This is a genomic window from Paenibacillus sp. 01L418, assembly GCF_056400045.1.
The window spans coordinates 1-15,839 of the sequence record NZ_JBFTSN010000014.1 but is presented as its reverse complement, the minus strand read 5'-3'; the positions used below and the strand labels follow the sequence as shown (position 1 = coordinate 15,839).

Annotated in this window: 14 protein-coding genes and 1 pseudogene; 11 read left to right on the top strand and 4 right to left on the bottom strand. The window is 43.7% G+C overall.

What is annotated here, in order from left to right; all coding sequences use genetic code 11:
* Nucleotides 1–308 precede the first annotated feature (308 nt).
* Nucleotides 309–1,505, top strand: a complete 1,197-nt coding sequence (locus tag AC1DSE_RS03645; protein WP_477527412.1) for an aminotransferase-like domain-containing protein — start codon at nucleotides 309–311, stop codon at nucleotides 1,503–1,505.
* Here the strand turns inward: AC1DSE_RS03645 and AC1DSE_RS03640 are convergent.
* Nucleotides 1,489–2,214: a DUF2161 family putative PD-(D/E)XK-type phosphodiesterase gene (locus AC1DSE_RS03640; protein ID WP_477508987.1), complete on the bottom strand. Its 726-nt coding sequence runs from the start codon at nucleotides 2,212–2,214 to the stop codon at nucleotides 1,489–1,491. The genes AC1DSE_RS03645 and AC1DSE_RS03640 overlap by 17 nt on opposite strands.
* Before the next feature lie 242 nt (nucleotides 2,215–2,456).
* On the opposite strand from AC1DSE_RS03640, the gene AC1DSE_RS03635 reads away from it, so the two are divergent.
* The 8 genes from AC1DSE_RS03635 (at nucleotide 2,457) to AC1DSE_RS03600 (ending at nucleotide 12,337) form a co-directional block, all read left to right on the top strand.
* Complete coding sequence (locus AC1DSE_RS03635) at nucleotides 2,457–4,352, top strand: PrkA family serine protein kinase (RefSeq protein WP_477527411.1); 1,896 nt, start codon at nucleotides 2,457–2,459, stop codon at nucleotides 4,350–4,352.
* A gap of 662 nt (nucleotides 4,353–5,014) precedes the next feature.
* The gene (locus AC1DSE_RS03630; RefSeq protein ID WP_477508986.1) at nucleotides 5,015–6,022 is read left to right on the top strand and encodes a protoglobin domain-containing protein; all 1,008 of its coding nucleotides are present in this window, start codon (nucleotides 5,015–5,017) and stop codon (nucleotides 6,020–6,022) included.
* Between the two features lie 224 nt (nucleotides 6,023–6,246).
* The gene (locus AC1DSE_RS03625; RefSeq protein WP_477527410.1) at nucleotides 6,247–7,704 is read left to right on the top strand and encodes a circularly permuted type 2 ATP-grasp protein; all 1,458 of its coding nucleotides are present in this window, start codon (nucleotides 6,247–6,249) and stop codon (nucleotides 7,702–7,704) included.
* Nucleotides 7,705–7,722: 18 nt separating this feature from the next.
* A complete protein-coding gene (locus AC1DSE_RS03620; RefSeq protein ID WP_339204374.1) occupies nucleotides 7,723–8,718 on the top strand; it encodes an alpha-E domain-containing protein in 996 nt (331 codons plus the stop codon).
* The gene (locus tag AC1DSE_RS03615) at nucleotides 8,715–9,605 is read left to right on the top strand and encodes a transglutaminase family protein (protein ID WP_477508985.1); all 891 of its coding nucleotides are present in this window, start codon (nucleotides 8,715–8,717) and stop codon (nucleotides 9,603–9,605) included. Before AC1DSE_RS03620 ends, AC1DSE_RS03615 begins: the two co-directional genes overlap by 4 nt.
* Before the next feature lie 249 nt (nucleotides 9,606–9,854).
* Entirely contained in the window at nucleotides 9,855–10,691 is an 837-nt protein-coding gene (locus AC1DSE_RS03610) for a polysaccharide deacetylase family protein (protein ID WP_477508984.1), read from the top strand.
* Nucleotides 10,692–10,778: 87 nt separating this feature from the next.
* Nucleotides 10,779–11,480, top strand: a complete 702-nt coding sequence (locus AC1DSE_RS03605; RefSeq protein ID WP_477508983.1) for a YhcN/YlaJ family sporulation lipoprotein — start codon at nucleotides 10,779–10,781, stop codon at nucleotides 11,478–11,480.
* A gap of 83 nt (nucleotides 11,481–11,563) precedes the next feature.
* The gene (locus AC1DSE_RS03600; protein WP_256710856.1) at nucleotides 11,564–12,337 is read left to right on the top strand and encodes a polysaccharide deacetylase family protein; all 774 of its coding nucleotides are present in this window, start codon (nucleotides 11,564–11,566) and stop codon (nucleotides 12,335–12,337) included.
* 58 nt (nucleotides 12,338–12,395) lie between these two features.
* On the opposite strand, the gene AC1DSE_RS03595 is transcribed toward AC1DSE_RS03600, so the two are convergent.
* Entirely contained in the window at nucleotides 12,396–13,010 is a 615-nt protein-coding gene (locus AC1DSE_RS03595) for a superoxide dismutase (protein WP_477508982.1), read from the bottom strand.
* 127 nt (nucleotides 13,011–13,137) lie between these two features.
* A complete protein-coding gene (locus AC1DSE_RS03590) occupies nucleotides 13,138–13,500 on the bottom strand; it encodes a HesB/IscA family protein (RefSeq protein ID WP_477527409.1) in 363 nt (120 codons plus the stop codon).
* A gap of 235 nt (nucleotides 13,501–13,735) precedes the next feature.
* On the opposite strand from AC1DSE_RS03590, the gene AC1DSE_RS03585 reads away from it, so the two are divergent.
* Entirely contained in the window at nucleotides 13,736–14,389 is a 654-nt protein-coding gene (locus AC1DSE_RS03585) for a helix-turn-helix transcriptional regulator (RefSeq protein ID WP_477508980.1), read from the top strand.
* A 39-nt stretch (nucleotides 14,390–14,428) separates the two neighbouring features.
* Here AC1DSE_RS03585 and AC1DSE_RS03580 read toward each other — a convergent pair whose 3' ends face one another.
* Nucleotides 14,429–15,427 (bottom strand): NAD(P)/FAD-dependent oxidoreductase, encoded by a 999-nt coding sequence (locus AC1DSE_RS03580; RefSeq protein WP_477508979.1) that lies wholly within the window; start codon nucleotides 15,425–15,427, stop codon nucleotides 14,429–14,431.
* Nucleotides 15,428–15,630: 203 nt separating this feature from the next.
* Between AC1DSE_RS03580 and AC1DSE_RS03575 the strand changes: the two are divergent.
* Nucleotides 15,631–15,839: pseudogene (locus AC1DSE_RS03575) on the top strand (NADH-dependent FMN reductase); the annotation flags it as partial.

Genomic DNA, 15,839 nt, shown 5'->3' with positions numbered 1-15,839 from the left:
AGCTTCCCGAGAAGAGTATTAATGCTCTTCGGGAAGCTTCATTTTTTTGTTGCGCTGGCTATAAGCGGATAAAGCAGGCTTATAGTCCTTTTGTTTTGTCGTCATTGTAAGAGCTGGTAAGCATCGCAATAATGAACAATGCAAACACAGTCATAACGATAATAAAGTTCATCTGTGGGACACCTCCAAGTATGCTGTATTTATTATAACCAACGATGGCAAAAAAGAAAACTTTAAAAGTTGTGAACACATTGTTAACATAGAGAGTATAAGCATAGCAATATAGCTTGCGAGGAGGAGCAATCAATATGAATTATCGTTTTTCATCTAGAGTATCAGAGCTTAAATCTTCAGCGGTTAGGGATATACTTAAGCTGACGCAAGGAAAGGAAATGATCTCATTTGCTGGAGGACTTCCAGCTGAGGAGCTGTTCCCCGTACAAGCCGTGCGCGAAGCAGCAGATCGTGTATTTACAGCTGGAGCAAGCGCATTGCAGTATGGTTTGACAGCTGGGTATTTGCCATTGCGGGAGCAGCTTTGTGAGCGAATGGCAGTTAAGCAAATGCATGTTAATCCAGATCAGATGATTCTGACGACAGGATCGCAGCAGGCGATTGATTTGCTCGTTGGCGTACTTACAGAGCCTGGAGATGTAATCTTGGTTGAGAAGCCAACTTACTTGGCAAGTTTGCAAGTCTTTGCTCTTCATGGTTTAAAAGTAGTGGCAGCGGAGAGTGATGAGCATGGAATCATTCCTGAGGATGCAGAGCGTCTTATTCGCGAGCATCGTCCGAAGCTGCTGTATGCTGTACCGACATTCGGCAATCCTACGGGACGTGTATGGAGCGTTGAGCGAAGGAAGAAAATACTTGCTCTCTGCAAGCAAAACGAAATGCCAATTATAGAAGATGATCCTTATGGTGACATAAAATTTGATGAGAGCGAGCAATTCCCTACACTGTTCTCATTAGAAGGACAAGTAGAGGGCGGCGCTGTTTTTTATACGAGTACGTTTTCTAAAACGGTAGCACCTGCGCTGCGGTCAGGTTGGGCTATCGGAGACAGCGAAGTCATCAACATGGTAGCCAAAGCTAAGCAAGCTGCCGATCTACACTCGAGTACGATCGATCAACAAATATTAAGTCAATTGCTTAAAGGGTTTGATCTCGATGATCATATCCGTCTTATTTCAAAGTCATATGGCGAGCGAATGCTTGAGATGCATGGTCTCCTTGAGCGCCAGGCAATAGAGGGCGTCACTTGGGTAAAACCGAAAGGCGGCATGTTCCTATGGCTGGAGCTACCTGACGGGTTGGATGCAGAGGCGCTCCTGCGGTGTRCGGTTCAAAAAGGGGTTGCGTTTGTGCCAGGCAGCTCTTTCTATGCCGATCATCCACAGCGCAACACTGCAAGGTTGAATTACACGTATAATACAGGAGCGCGTACAGAACAAGGCGTATTGCGGTTTGTTGAAGCGATCGGTGAATTTACGGGGCGGAGCTAACCGTTGCTGACCATTCAGCGATAACATTGCTATATTCAGATAATGCAGCCGCGCCCTCAGGGCGCAGGCTGTATTTGCCGCGTTCAATGCGATCAAACCAGCCGTAATAATTGCTGCGCAGCGTTTCGCCGCTGCGTCTATAGCCTGTAATGGCTGCGACCTCACGCGGAGCTAGTGGTCCCGAGGTGTGAAGCGCATAAGCACAGCGCAGAGCCTTCTCGCGGTATGCTGTAACAAGCTTGCGGCCAGCACTGCCGCCGACGTTATAGTCGCCGCTGCGCTCCTTAAATTCGGTCAGCAGCTGTGCTTGCTTCTTGCGCCTTACTCCGCGAAGCGGCGGATCGCCCGGCTGACATAACCAATCGATGACCGGCGGCTTTGTTTTATAGAAGGTGACGGTCATAAATCCGAGTCCAAGCATTCGGCACAGTTCAGTCAAATCGCCAAAGCGCTGGTTGTGCGCTCCGCTTTTCGTTCGATTGCGTTCAACCGCCAGCACGACATGGCTATTTAATCGAAGACGTTCAACCCCTTGCAAAAGCAAGGCGAGATTGAATGTTTTTTTCATTTCGACAATTATCGTATCGGCTCGCTCAGGATGAATAGCGACCAAATCGCAATGAAGGATCTCGCTTTTTACTGCATAACCAAGCTGCTCATAATACTTTTTTATAGGTTTGTAGAGCTCTTCTTCGCGTGCTACTGCCACGTTTGCTAACTCCTCTCCACGTTCATTTCCATTGATGCTTATGAATCATTATAGCAAAGGATTTTGCGCACTTGTCGTTTTTTGATGGATGAAGGACAAAAATAGTGTGCAATTATCTCCTCGAATAAGCATAGGAATGTAATACCTCAATAAAAGTTGGCACCACTCGATAGAGCGTCTAGAGACAAATCCCGGGCGTAGAATGATAAGTGGAATGCGGAAGCGATGGGAGGAGGCACGGTATGGACATTTTCAAGCGAATATCGGAGTATCAGGCTGAGAGCGAGAAACTTGCTTGGACAGGAACATTCAAGGATTACGTTGATTTGTTAAGGAAGGACCCGTCCCCGGCCATGACAGCACATTCTCGCGTTTATGAAATGATTGAATCTCATGGGGTGGAAGATGTTGGCGGCAACAAGCAGTATAAATTTTTCGATCAAGAAATTTTTGGGCTGGATCGTGCGGTAGAGAAGCTGGTTGAAGAATATTTCCATTCATCAGCTCGCAGGCTGGAGGTTCGCAAACGGATTCTATTGTTAATGGGTCCGGTCAGCGGAGGAAAGTCCACAATCGTTACGATGCTCAAAAAAGGACTAGAGAAATTTTCCAGAACTGAGCGTGGAGCCGTTTATGCGATTAAAGGCTGCCCGATGCATGAGGATCCGCTTCATCTTATTCCCCATGAGCTTCGGCTTGATATTGAAAAAGAGCTCAGTGTTCGAATTGAAGGGAATCTATGCCCTTCATGCCAAATGAGGCTTACGACGGAATACAGCGGCGATATTGAAAACGTACTCGTTGAGCGGGTGTTTATTTCTGAGGATAACCGAGTTGGTATTGGCACATTCAGTCCATCCGATCCGAAGTCACAAGATATTGCCGATCTTACAGGAAGCATCGATTTCTCGACGATAACGGAGTATGGATCTGAATCCGATCCTCGCGCCTATCGTTTTGACGGTGAGCTTAATAAGGCAAATCGCGGATTGATGGAATTTCAAGAAATGCTCAAGTGTGATGAGAAGTTTTTATGGAACTTGCTCTCACTGACGCAGGAAGGCAACTTTAAAGCAGGCCGATTCGCTTTGATCAGCGCGGATGAGCTTATTATTGCTCATACGAATGAATCGGAGTACAAATCGTTCATAAGCAATAAGAAAAATGAGGCCTTGCACTCCAGGATGATCGTTATGCCGGTCCCTTACAATTTGCGAGTGTCCGACGAAGAAAAAATTTATAAGAAGCTAATCGCACAAAGCGATATGCGCCATATTCATATCGCACCGCATGCGCTGCGTGCTGCTGCCATCTTCTCTATCTTAACGAGGCTGAAGGAAACGAAGAAGCAAGGCATGGATCTTGTGAAGAAAATGCGGATGTACGACGGCGAGGAAGTCGAAGGGTTCAAGGAAGCAGATTTGAAGGAAATGCAAAACGAATACTTAGAGGAAGGCATGACAGGTATTGATCCGCGCTACGTCATTAACCGAATTTCCAGCGCGCTTATTAAGCAGGATACACAATGTATTAATGCGCTTGATGTTTTGCGTGCGCTTAAGGAAGGATTGGATCACCATCCATCCATTACGAAGGATGAGCGTGAGCGCTACTTGAATTTCATCTCGGTGGCCCGCAAGGAATACGATCTGCTCGCGAAAAAAGAAATTCAGAAGGCATTCGTATATTCCTATGAAGAATCTGCCCGCACTTTATTTGAAAATTACTTGGATAACATTGAATCGTATTGCAACTGGGCAAAAATTAAAGATCCGCTGACAGGCGAAGAGATGGATCCGGATGAGCGCCTCATGCGTTCCATCGAGGAGCAAATTGGCGTCTCCGAAAATGCGAAAAAAGCGTTCCGCGAAGAGATTTTGATTCGAATCTCGTCTTATTCGCGGAAAGGGAAAAAGTTTGATTTTACAAGTCATGAGCGGTTGCGCGAAGCCGTCGAGAAGAAGCTGTTCGCTGATCTGAAGGATATTGTGAAAATAACGACGTCTACAAAAACACCGGATGAGAGTCAATTGAAGCGAATTAATGAAGTAACGAAACGTCTTATGGATGAGCATAGCTACTGCTCGGTATGTTCAAATGAATTGCTTCGTTATGTAGRAAGCCTGCTCAATCGATAAAAAATTGCCCGGAGTATTAGAGAAGTGGGTGTCTCAAAAGTCATAAATGACTTAGGGACGCCCCTTCTTCATTTTGTAAAACCATATTTCTTTGTTTTGATGCTATTTTGATAAGTCTCCAACACCATTTTCCTCGATCTACGTCCAGCTATCCTGCACAATTGCAGGAACTTCGCCCTTTTTTAGCTGTGTTGGATACTTATGTTGTATTTATGCAATAATTTGCAATATGATCTGCCATTTTAGCATTTAAAGAGTGCTTACACTGTAGGAAATACAGTATAGCTACACGTAAGTATGAGAATGATGCCGCTATCCTGCGAATATGCAGTATAGAAAATAATTAAGGACAATGTAGAAGTGCATACTTGCCGGATTAGAAAAGGGGATATTCAAAAAGGGTAAACTTGTGTGAGAGAACCCCAAAGTATATGCAAAAGAACATTCAAAACCACTATGAAATTGAATCTGAAGGTTCTTTTTTGCTAGCATACTGCTTGAAAAGTGGAGGCTGAATGATTCGGAAATTGCTTTACGGACAGCCCCATTTCTTTTCTTCCTCTAGGTTTAAAAAGAATTTGAGATGATCATACTGTTTCTTGAATATTTTCCGATATAATAGGTAATAGTGGTCTACTATATACCGAAGGAGTCGGGCTATTTTGATTAATTTATCAGCAGAGCGCAAGAAGCAGATTGAATACACGGGCATTACGGAGCAGGATCTCAAAATTTTAGCGGAATGCAAGCCCATTTTTCAAAATATTGTCCATGAAGTGGTCGACCGGTTTTATGAAAGCATAGGCCAGCAGCCGGAGCTTGTAGCTATTATTTCTAATGTAAGCACCATTGAACGTTTGAAGGAAACGCAGATATGGTATTACATGTCGCTTACCGAGGGGATAATCGACCAAGCTTACATTGATAACCGCATAAAAATAGGCGCTGTTCATTCCCGAATTGGACTGACGACGGACTGGTATTTGGGTACATATATGACTTATCTGGACATATCGACGAACGTACTGAAAAGAGTTCTTCCTGAACGCTGGAAGGATGTTGTGCATGCTTTGACGAAATTGTTCAATCTGGACTCGCAATTCGTGCTTGAAGCTTACAATCAGCATGAACAGAAAAAAATTCAAGAGCTGGCAGACAATCGATCCATCATGCTGACGACTGTTACGAGTGCTGTGCAAGAGCTTGCTTCACTTATGTTTGAACTGGACGAGGGTGCACAATCGATTGCGGCAACTGCGATTTCGACTTCGCAATCTCAGGATAAGACGCATACACTATTAGGTGAGCTTCGTGAAGAGCTTGAAGGCATTAACGAAATGGGAACTTTGATTCGAGGCATATCGGATCAAACGCATTTGTTAGGTCTTAATGCTGCGATAGAAGCTGCGAGAGCTGGCGAGAATGGGAGAGGCTTCGAGGTTGTTGCGAATGAAGTGCGCAAGCTGGCCGCTTCATCAAGGAACGCACTTGAAGGGATACAGTCAAAGCTTGAGGAAATCGATAAGAAGCTATCCGCAGTGCGCCTTGAATCGGAGCAAACCTCGGTTGAGGCCCGTAATCAAGCAGCTCGATCCCAAGAACTGGCTTCATTCGTTAATATGGTTGATAAAGTTACAAAGGATTTGCAGCAATTAAACCAATCCGAATAGGTAATGCAGCTCAGAAAAAGCAGGAATTCTCTCATTTGAGGGTTCCTGCTTTCGTGTTATATAAGTTGACACAATATTTAGAATTTAGTATGATTATCCTAACATTCCGATACAAATATGTAATTAATGTTAAGTTTTTTAACGTTAAATCAACAAAAATGATCGATTTTTCCCCTAGCTAGTACCAAACTGGTATAGCGGCCATCATGAAGGAGGCGGTTGTCATGTCGACGGCCAAACAGTCGCAATCGCAATATTACGATGCTCAGACCTTTTACGATGAAATGTTCGATAAKGACTTTTCTGTTCGTGACCACTACGAAAGCGTTCATCGATTATTCGGAAGAATGAATCCAACTGAGCTTGCAGTCCGGCAAAACGCGATTAATCAAAGAATGATGGAGGAGGGCATTACCTTCACGCTGTACAGCGGTGCGCAAAATGAGCCGCTTGAGCGAACGATTCCGTTCGATTATATCCCTCGCGTCATACCGAAGCATGAATGGGATGGCGTTGACCGAGGAGTAAGGCAGCGAATCAAAGCTTTGAATGCATTCCTTCATGATGTATATCACGGACAAAAAATTGTAGCAGACGGTATCATTCCTCGTAGAATGATTGTTTCAAATACTTATTTTCGGCCTGAAATGGCTGGTCTACATGTTCCAGGCGGTGTATATATTACAGCATCGGGCATTGATTTGATTCGTGATGAGAAGGGCCGATATTATGTGCTGGAGGATAATTTGCGTTCTCCATCAGGCTTTTCTTATTTGTTTAAAGGCAGAACGTTAATGAATGAGCTATTTCATGATTTGTATTTATCAAGCTCAGTACAAAGTATTGACCGCAGCTTAAATTGTTTTCTAAGCTCACTTCGCGCGCTTTCTCCAAGCGGCAAACGCGACCCCTTGATCGTGCTGCTTACTCCAGGTGCTTATAATTCAGCTTATTATGAACATACCTTTTTGGCGCAGCAGATGGGCATTCACCTCGTTGAAGGCAGGGACCTCGTATACAAAGACCACAAAATTTATTTGCGTGATTTGCGCGGACTTCGCCAAGTGGATGTTATTTATCGACGCATTGATGATGATTTTCTTGATCCGCTTGCCTTTCAGCCGGATTCCTTCCTTGGTGTACCTGGACTCATGAACGCTTATCGTGCCGGAAATGTAGCGATCGCTAATGCGCCGGGAACAGGCGTGGCGGACGATAAAGCCGTTTACGCGTATGTTCCAGACATGATTCGTTACTATTTGGGAGAAGAGCCTCTTCTGCATAACGTTCCAACGTACATTTTAACGCGCAAGGAGGAACGTGATTACGTGCTGGAACACTTGGATCAGCTCGTCGTGAAGGAGACATCGCTTTCGGGGGGCTATGGCATGTTGATTGGTCCAAGCGCTTCCCTGCCTGAGATTCATGCATTTGCTGAGGCTATTAAGCGGGAACCTGAGCGATACATCGCCCAGACGACGATGAAGCTCTCGCGAGCGCCGGTTATGGTGGACGGCGGCATGACGCCTCGGCATATTGATTTGCGCGCATTTGCTTTGATGGGTGAAGAGACACATGTCATTCCGGGCGGTTTAACACGTGTTGCGATGAAGGAAGGTTCACTTGTAGTCAACTCTTCTCAGGGCGGCGGAGTCAAGGATACGTGGGTCCTAAAACGATAATTAACAGGAGGGATTGCTATGCTGAACCGGAATGCAGAAGCGTTGTTTTGGATAGGCCGCTACATGGAGCGTGCTGAGAATCATGCTAGATTAATTGATGTTCATTACCACCTGCAGGTTGATGACGACACGCCAAGCCTAAAAGGAAAGCTGGAGGGCGACGAGATGGTGTCTTATTCGAAATGGGCAAGAATCGTCGATGCTCTTGGCAGCCGAGAAGCTTATGAACAGCAATATAGCAGCTACAATGAACGTGATGTTCTGTTCTACACGACGCTTGATCGTGATAATCCGAACTCTTTAGTTTCCTGCGTCAGTCATGCTCGCGGCAATCTTCGTACATTGCGCGAGAAGGTGCCAAGTGAAATGTGGGATGCAACAAATGCTTTTTATTTGTGGCTGCGGGAGAAGCAGCCGGATGATTTGCTGCGTGAATCTCCGCATTTGTTTTTCGGAAGAATCAAGGAATGGACGGCGCTTTTTCAAGGGGTCAGCCAATCCGTCATGCCAAGGGAAAATGAATGGCATTTCATTGAATGCGGGCGATACTTGGAGCGCTCTGAGAATACGCTGCGCATCATCAAGGCAGTGGGCAACGCAGCTAGCGGCGAGGATTGGGACAATGCAAGGGCATATCCATATTTGCAGGCCGTACTGCGCTCGGTTAGCGGCTATCAAGCGTTTCGTCGTTATTATGCTGATGGCATCTCTGTGGAGTCGATCGTTGAATTTGTTGTTCTTAATGGCGTGTTTCCGCGGTCTCTTCATTTTGCATTGCATACCCTTGATGAACATATGCGGCATATTGAACTGCAGGATAAACAGCTTCGCACCGCACATGAGAAAGTAATCCGCCAAGTGAGCAAGGTGAAAGCTGATTTGGCGTGTCTTGAGCGAGAGGATATGGTCATTGATCGGAATGGAACGATCGTTGCTCATTTGCTGGATGCTTGTCAGCAGCTTGGGATGGCTTTTGCCAAAACCTTTTTTCGTATGGGGGAGGCAAGCGCATGAAGCTCAGTATTTCACATGTCACGCAGTACGAGTATGCAGAGTCAGTGACGGACAGTGTCAATGAAATTAGATTAACGCCCAGCACTAATGAAAGACAGTCCTGTTATCAGCAAGCGATTTCGATTGAACCGAATGCTTCTTTGTTCACCTATGAGGACTATTTTGGCAATCGTGTTCATGCGTTCTCGGTTAATGGTCCCCATAAGCGGCTTACCATTCGAACATCTATGACTGTTGTTACGAAGCAGGCGCCAACGTCGGAGGAACGTGAACAATACTTAAGCAAGCGGCCGCCAGAGCAGGCATGGAACTGGTTAAGAACAGATGAAGCTGCCAATCGTTTCACCGAGTTTTTGCTTACGACAGAATATACAGCTGTTACGTCTGAAGTAGATCAGTTTGCTGGTGAAATTTTGAGCGCAAGCTCAAGCAGTCAAGCCAGCGTTCTCGATTGGCTAAGTGCGCTGTCTACAAAGATTAGGAGCGAGTTCATTTATGATCCTGAAGCGACAGATGTAAAGACGAAAACATCGGATATGTTTTTGAGCAAAAGAGGCGTATGTCAGGATTTTGCGCATTTAATGATCGCAAGCTGCAGAGCTTTTGGCATTCCAGCCAGATACGTAAGCGGCTATCACTTTGTTGGTGATTTGCAGGGAGGAAGCGCTGATTTCGAGCAAGCTTCGCATGCTTGGGTTGAAGCGTTTGTACCCGGACTCGGCTGGTGCAGCTTTGATCCGACTAACGTTGACCCTGTTGGAGAGCGTTATGTTAAGCTTGGGCACGGGCGGGATTATAAAGATATTGTGCCGGTTAAAGGTGTATATAGAGGCACGGGCGAGCAAATATTGCATGTATCTGTAGATGTAAGAAATGTTGAGGATTAAACGATGGCAAATCAAATGTAGAGGGAACAGTTAACCGCTTATGTAGAATGCGGATACTGTTCCTTTTTTGCGTGCAAAAAAAACCATCCCTGCTTGGGAGAAATGGAAGCCTGTTATTTTAAGGAATGGAAGCTACTTTTACCATGTATGATTGCTGGTGCTTTGCAGACCTTATGACTATGACCCTTCAGAGGATATAGCAAAAATTTGAGAACAGCTGAGTTCATGAGAAAGGRGCAAATCGACAAAATGAACATCATTTTTCGAATGACCTTCATGCTGAGTCTGGCTTTTCTAATACTTATAAGTTCCTCCTCTGTTTCGGCAAAGAGCTCATCTGGTGTGTATAAGGATAAAGTCGCTGTTCTAATGTATCATCATGTTCACGATAAAGATTCAAGCTCTTCGACGATTTCATCGATGCTCTTTCGGGATCAGCTAATTTATTTAAGGAGCAAGGGCTACCAGTTCATTAGACTGGAGGACTTTCGTCATTTTTTGGCTGGCGGCGCCGTACCGAGCAATGCCGTATTGATCACATTTGATGACGGATATGAAAGTTTTTACAAAGTGGCTTATCCGATCCTAAAAGAATTATCCATTCCAGCAGTTAATTTTACGATTACAAGCTATTTAGAGAAGCCATCTAAGACGATACCGCATTTGTCTTACGCGCAATTAAAACAAATGATGGCCAAATCAACAAGTATCGATTTTCAATGCCATACCAATCAATTGCATCAGAAGGTTGGGGAGAAAAGCGCATTAACTTATGTAAATAAAAAAGCCGGCGGGAAAAATGCACTAGAGCTTCATAAGTCACGCGTTAAGCAGGACACTCAAACATGCGTGAATCTGCTGAAAAAAGCAGGAGTGAAAAATCCGGATTCGATCAGCTATCCTTTTGGCATCTATTCTAAGACTTTGTTTCCAACGATGCTGGGGGCAGGCGTTAGTTATGGCTATACAACAAAACCTGGCTTGGCCAAAAAAGGGATTAATAAATTGGAAATACCGCGCATTAATGCAGGCAGTCCCGATATTACGCCTGAGGTGCTATATAAACGAATAAAAAGGTTATCTTAAATGCCGTTGTTGCTTGAAATATTTTTTCCATGTATGAATGATCACATTTAGCACAACTTATTATCATTAAACAGGAGGTGTTATGTAGTGAAAAAACATTTAAAACCGGTTCTTACTTCAGTTATGGTGCTTGCTATTGGATTTTCGATATCGGCATGTGGTCAAAACCATACGGTGAACCAAAAATCAATGAGAGTTAAAAACGACATGAATCGTATTGAATCAAAAATGGTTCCTCACGGCACTAATATGACGGATAGAAGATATAACAATTTGGATAATAGAGCATATGGTGTCGATCCTTTAGTGAATAATAACAATTCATACAGCGCCAATCCTTATAGTGCTAATCGCACCTATGGTATTGACGGTGATGGAATGAATGGAATCAACAGTCTCAATGGCACAAATCGTATGAATGGCACCGATGGAACGGTACATCGCCTCGGAATGGATCATAATAAAAGCGCTGGTCAATTAGCTAACCGTGCTAAGCAAGTTAGCGGTGTGAAAAAAGCAACAGTCGTCATTCATAATAAAGATGCAATCGTAGGCCTAGATGTTGATAACATCGGCAAAAAAGCCATTATTGAGAAACAAGTGCATGCTGCCTTAAAAGGGCAATACCCTGAGTACAACATTCATGTGACATCCGATCAAGGTATGCATAAGAAAATACAAACGATGAACACGAGCATGACTAATGGTCATCCATTGAAGACGTTAGCGAATGACGTCACCATCATGATTCGCGATATTGGCAATGCAATAACCGCTCCTCTCCGTTAATAAGACTTGATATCGGCAGCTCCTTATGGAGCTGCCGAATCCATCTCGTCATACATATCGATAAGCCGCTAGGAGGAAAACCGTTGTCCATTAGTAAGCGTGGCCTGCTATTGCTGCTCATGTTCGTTTTTCTGGTAGGTTTCTCAGCACCAATTAAAAAGGACCGTTTTTTTTATGAGAAGCGGGGGGAAATTGTGTGGGAGGTTCCTACGGAGGATAAGAAAATTGCTTTAACCTTTGATGATGGGCCATATCCGAAAACAACGGAAGTTATTCTCGATTTGTTGCAGAAATACAATGCGAAAGCAACATTTTTTGTACTGGGCAACAAGGTGAAGCTTTACCCGGAAACAATTAAGCGAGAAATTGCAGAAGGACATGAGGTAGCCAATCATACGTTTAATCATGTTTACTTCTTGAAATCGATAAGCCAAGCGACTATTCGAGATGAGATTGTAAAAACTGAAAATGCGTTAGAAGCCTTGACGGGGAAAAAGCCGCTTTTATTTCGCCCGCCCGGAGGCTATTACAATGAAAATTCAATTCAGGTTGCGAAAACATTAGGTTACACAACGATTTTGTGGTCATGGCATCAAGACACAAATGATTGGCGAAGCCCTGGCGTGAACAAAATTGTAAACAAAGTTTTGAATAACGCAAGAAACGGAGACATTGTATTGCTGCATGATTACATTCCTGGTTCTCAGCAGACAGTCAAAGCCTTGGAGACAATACTGTACGAGCTGGATAAACGGGGTTTTCAATTCGTGACCGTAACGGAGTTAATGAAATCAATGACAAGCGTAGAATCAAAGGTTGACGACGGCAGTGACGGCAGCATTTTGGAGTCGCCATAAGCATGACAAAAGCTAGGTTGCCATGCAGCAGCCTAGCTTTTTATAATCCGTTGTCATCTTATTTTATAGCCGCTTCGTATCGTTTTGCTACAACATCCCATAACACGATATTCCAGAATGCTGAAATATAATCAGGGCGTTTGTTTTGGTAGTTCAGATAATAAGCATGCTCCCAAACATCGAGTCCTAAAATGGGAGTCAGATTATCCATAAGCGGACTATCTTGATTAGGCGTGCTCGAAACGAACAAATGGCCTTTATGATCTACGCTTAACCACGCCCACCCGCTGCCGAAACGAGTTGTAGCTGCTTTCGTAAACTGCTCCTTAAACGAGTCGAAGCCGCCTAATTCTTTATCGATAGCATCTGCCAAATGACCAGCAGGCAATCCTCCGCCACTCGGTCCAATCGATTCCCAAAATAAAGAGTGGTTGGCGTGTCCGCCTCCATTGTTCTGTACGGCTGTCCGAATATCTAAAGGGACGCTTTTTAAATCTTGAAGCAGCTCATTTAAGCCTTTTTGCTGAAGCTCAGGATAGTTCGCCAAAGCGGAGTTTAAGTTTGTTACATACGTATTATGATGGCGGTCATGATGAATCATCATCGTTTGCTCGTCGATATGCGGTTCCAAAGCATTGTTTGCATAAGGCAGTTCAGGTAATTGATGTGACATGGTTCATTCCTCCATAAGTTGATTTGGTAAGTTATACTTACAGCTTAATTGATATTTCATACTTAGTCAATATAAATGTATAATAAGTGTGATAAAAAAATGCCTCGTTCCGAATGGGAGGAGAGGGTTATTCATCGCATTTTTCGCGTTTGCCTTTGAAGGTCGCCGTACGAAAGCTAGCTCCGCAGCCGCAGGTTGCTTTAGCATTGGGATTATCAATCGTGAAGCCGCCAGTCATGCCTTGCTCCACATAATCAATTTTCACCCCCGCCAAATAAGGCTCGCTCTGAGTGTTCCACACCACGTTGATATGATCCGTTTGCAAGGAGCGGTCATCGTTTGTAGTGGTATCATCCAATTTGATGTTATAGGATAATCCGCTGYAGCCGCCATCTTCAACACCTACTCGCAAAAACGTACGATCATTTCCTGAATCGATAACCATCTGATTAATAATGGACTCTGCTTTTTCGCTTATTTCTATCATCATGTATGCACCTCGCTTAGAATTGGAAAAAAGGATGGAGTTGAATTATTAAATTTATTATATATAATAGTATATAAAAGATCAAATCTAATTTTGATGATCCATTCCGATAAATGAAGATGAATAGCAGGATGAATTATTGCAGAGTGGAGACATTGATTTTAGAAAATGTTATTATTGCAGTATTCATTTCAGACATGAAATATTTCATATGACAATTATCGGAAGGTGATTAGGAATGACCAACATAGATCAAGGACAGCTTTCTACAAGAGAATATATTCTTCAACTGCTGAAGACGAAGGGTAATTTAAGTACAAAGGACCTTACGGAAGAGCTGGGAATTACGGTAATGGCCGTTAGACGTCATATTCAATCGCTGGAGAGGGATAATCTTATCTCATCGAAAACCATCAGACAAGCGATGGGCAGACCAACAGCGGTTTATTGTTTAACGGAGCAAGCAGACGGATTTTTCCCGCGCAAATATCATACCTTAACGCTTGAATTATTGGATGAGCTTACCGATCAGCTTGGCCCGTCGGCGGTAGATTCGTTATTTGAAGGCCGCAAAAACAAAATGACTAAAAAATACGAATCGAGCATGCAAAGCAAAGAGCTTGAGGATAGAGTGAAGGCACTCGCAGAAATTCAGAACGAGAATGGATATATGGTGGAATGGGAAAAGATCAACAATGAACAATTTATTTTGAAAGAAAATAATTGCCCAATTGAGCAAGTAGCGACCAAATATCAGCATGCCTGCCAATGTGAATTGAAGCTGTTTGAAACGATGCTGGGCGATGTAGAGGTTTCGAGATCCGAGTGTCTTGCCAAAGGCGGACAAAGATGTACCTATTCCATAAAAAAGAGACAAAAACAAGAACAGTGAGGTAGCATTTATATCTCACTGTTCTTGTTTTTTCTGTGGTTAAAGCTTCAGATTACTGCTGTGGCCRGGCGAGAGTTTAGCGGTAGGGTCCAAATAAACCTTAGCGTTATTAATGGCAGTAGGAGCTTCTCCGAAACCAACTGCAATAAGCTTTATTTTGCCGGGATAGCTTGTAATGTCTCCAGCTGCAAAGATCCCTTTAATATTCGTTTCCATTCGAGTATCAACAACGATAGAGCCGTTCTCCACTTCTAATCCCCATTCCAAAATGGGACCAAGCGAGGAAACAAAACCAAAATTAACGATGAGCGCGTCGCATGCGAGTTCGCGTGTTTCTCCTGTTTTGCCAAACGTAATCGTTATTTTCTCGATCTGTTCATCCCCGTGCAGCTCTGTAATCTCTGCTGGTGTAATGACATTCACTTTCGATTTTAGAAGATTTTCGACGCTGTGCTCGTGAGCGCGGAACTTGTCCCGCCTATGAATGAGCGTAACCTCTTCAGCAATCGGTTCAAGCATAAGCGCCCAGTCGACCGCGGAATCGCCGCCTCCGTTAATGATTACCCTTTTGCCGCTATACTGACTTAAGTCACTTATAAAATACTGCAAGTTTGTGTTTTCGAAAGGTTTGGCTTCTGGAAGCTCTAATCGACGCGGCTCAAATGCGCCTATGCCGCCGGTAATAATGACAGATTTACTATAGTGTATTCCTTTATCGGTTACGATTTCAAAATGATGCTCGTCCTTCTTAATTACTTGCTGAACCTTTTCTTCCAGGCAAACCTGCACAGGGAAATGATTCATTTGTTCTTGTAAATTATGAATAAGCTGCTGGGCTGTCACCTTAGGGAATCCAGCAACATCATATATATATTTCTCAGGGTATAGAGCGGCCAACTGCCCGCCGAGCTGAGGCATACTGTCCAAAATTTTCACGCTTGCATGYCGCATCCCAGCATAAAACGCAGCGAACATCCCTGTTGGACCGCCGCCAATAATCGTTATATCTGTAAATAGATCTGGTTGTTCATTGCTCACGAAAGGTTCTCTCCCTTTTTATTTATATATAGTATATTAAAATATATAATAAATGTATCTTATCTGTTAGATCATGTCAACGCTGTGGATATGGTCATTGACAAAGAACAAATGACCTCAATATAATATACATTATAGTTTAAAAAGTGTCTAATCAAAAACGGAATAAAAATCAATCTAAAATTTGCGGGAGCGTGAAAAGGATGAAATTGTTGGGCATTTCAGGTACTATTTTGGGATCAAAAACAGCTGCGGCTGTAGATGCGAGCTTAGACGTTGTCCGGAACAAATATCCGGATATTGAAGTCGATTTTCTGGATATGCGGCATTACAAAAACGTACAATTTTGCGATGGAAGCAATATATCCGACTACAATGAAGATACACAACAGGTAATTGAGATGATAACAAC

Bases quoted from the DNA above. Each gene is read 5' to 3' on its own strand.
- AC1DSE_RS03620 (WP_339204374.1), top strand. From the start codon at position 7,723: ATGCTGAACCGGAATGCAGAAGCGTTGTTTTGGATAGGCCGCTACATG.
- AC1DSE_RS03615 (WP_477508985.1), top strand. From the start codon at position 8,715: ATGAAGCTCAGTATTTCACATGTCACGCAGTACGAGTATGCAGAGTCA.
- AC1DSE_RS03610 (WP_477508984.1), top strand. From the start codon at position 9,855: ATGAACATCATTTTTCGAATGACCTTCATGCTGAGTCTGGCTTTTCTA.
- AC1DSE_RS03595 (WP_477508982.1), bottom strand. From the start codon at position 13,010: ATGTCACATCAATTACCTGAACTGCCTTATGCAAACAATGCTTTGGAA.
- AC1DSE_RS03585 (WP_477508980.1), top strand. From the start codon at position 13,736: ATGACCAACATAGATCAAGGACAGCTTTCTACAAGAGAATATATTCTT.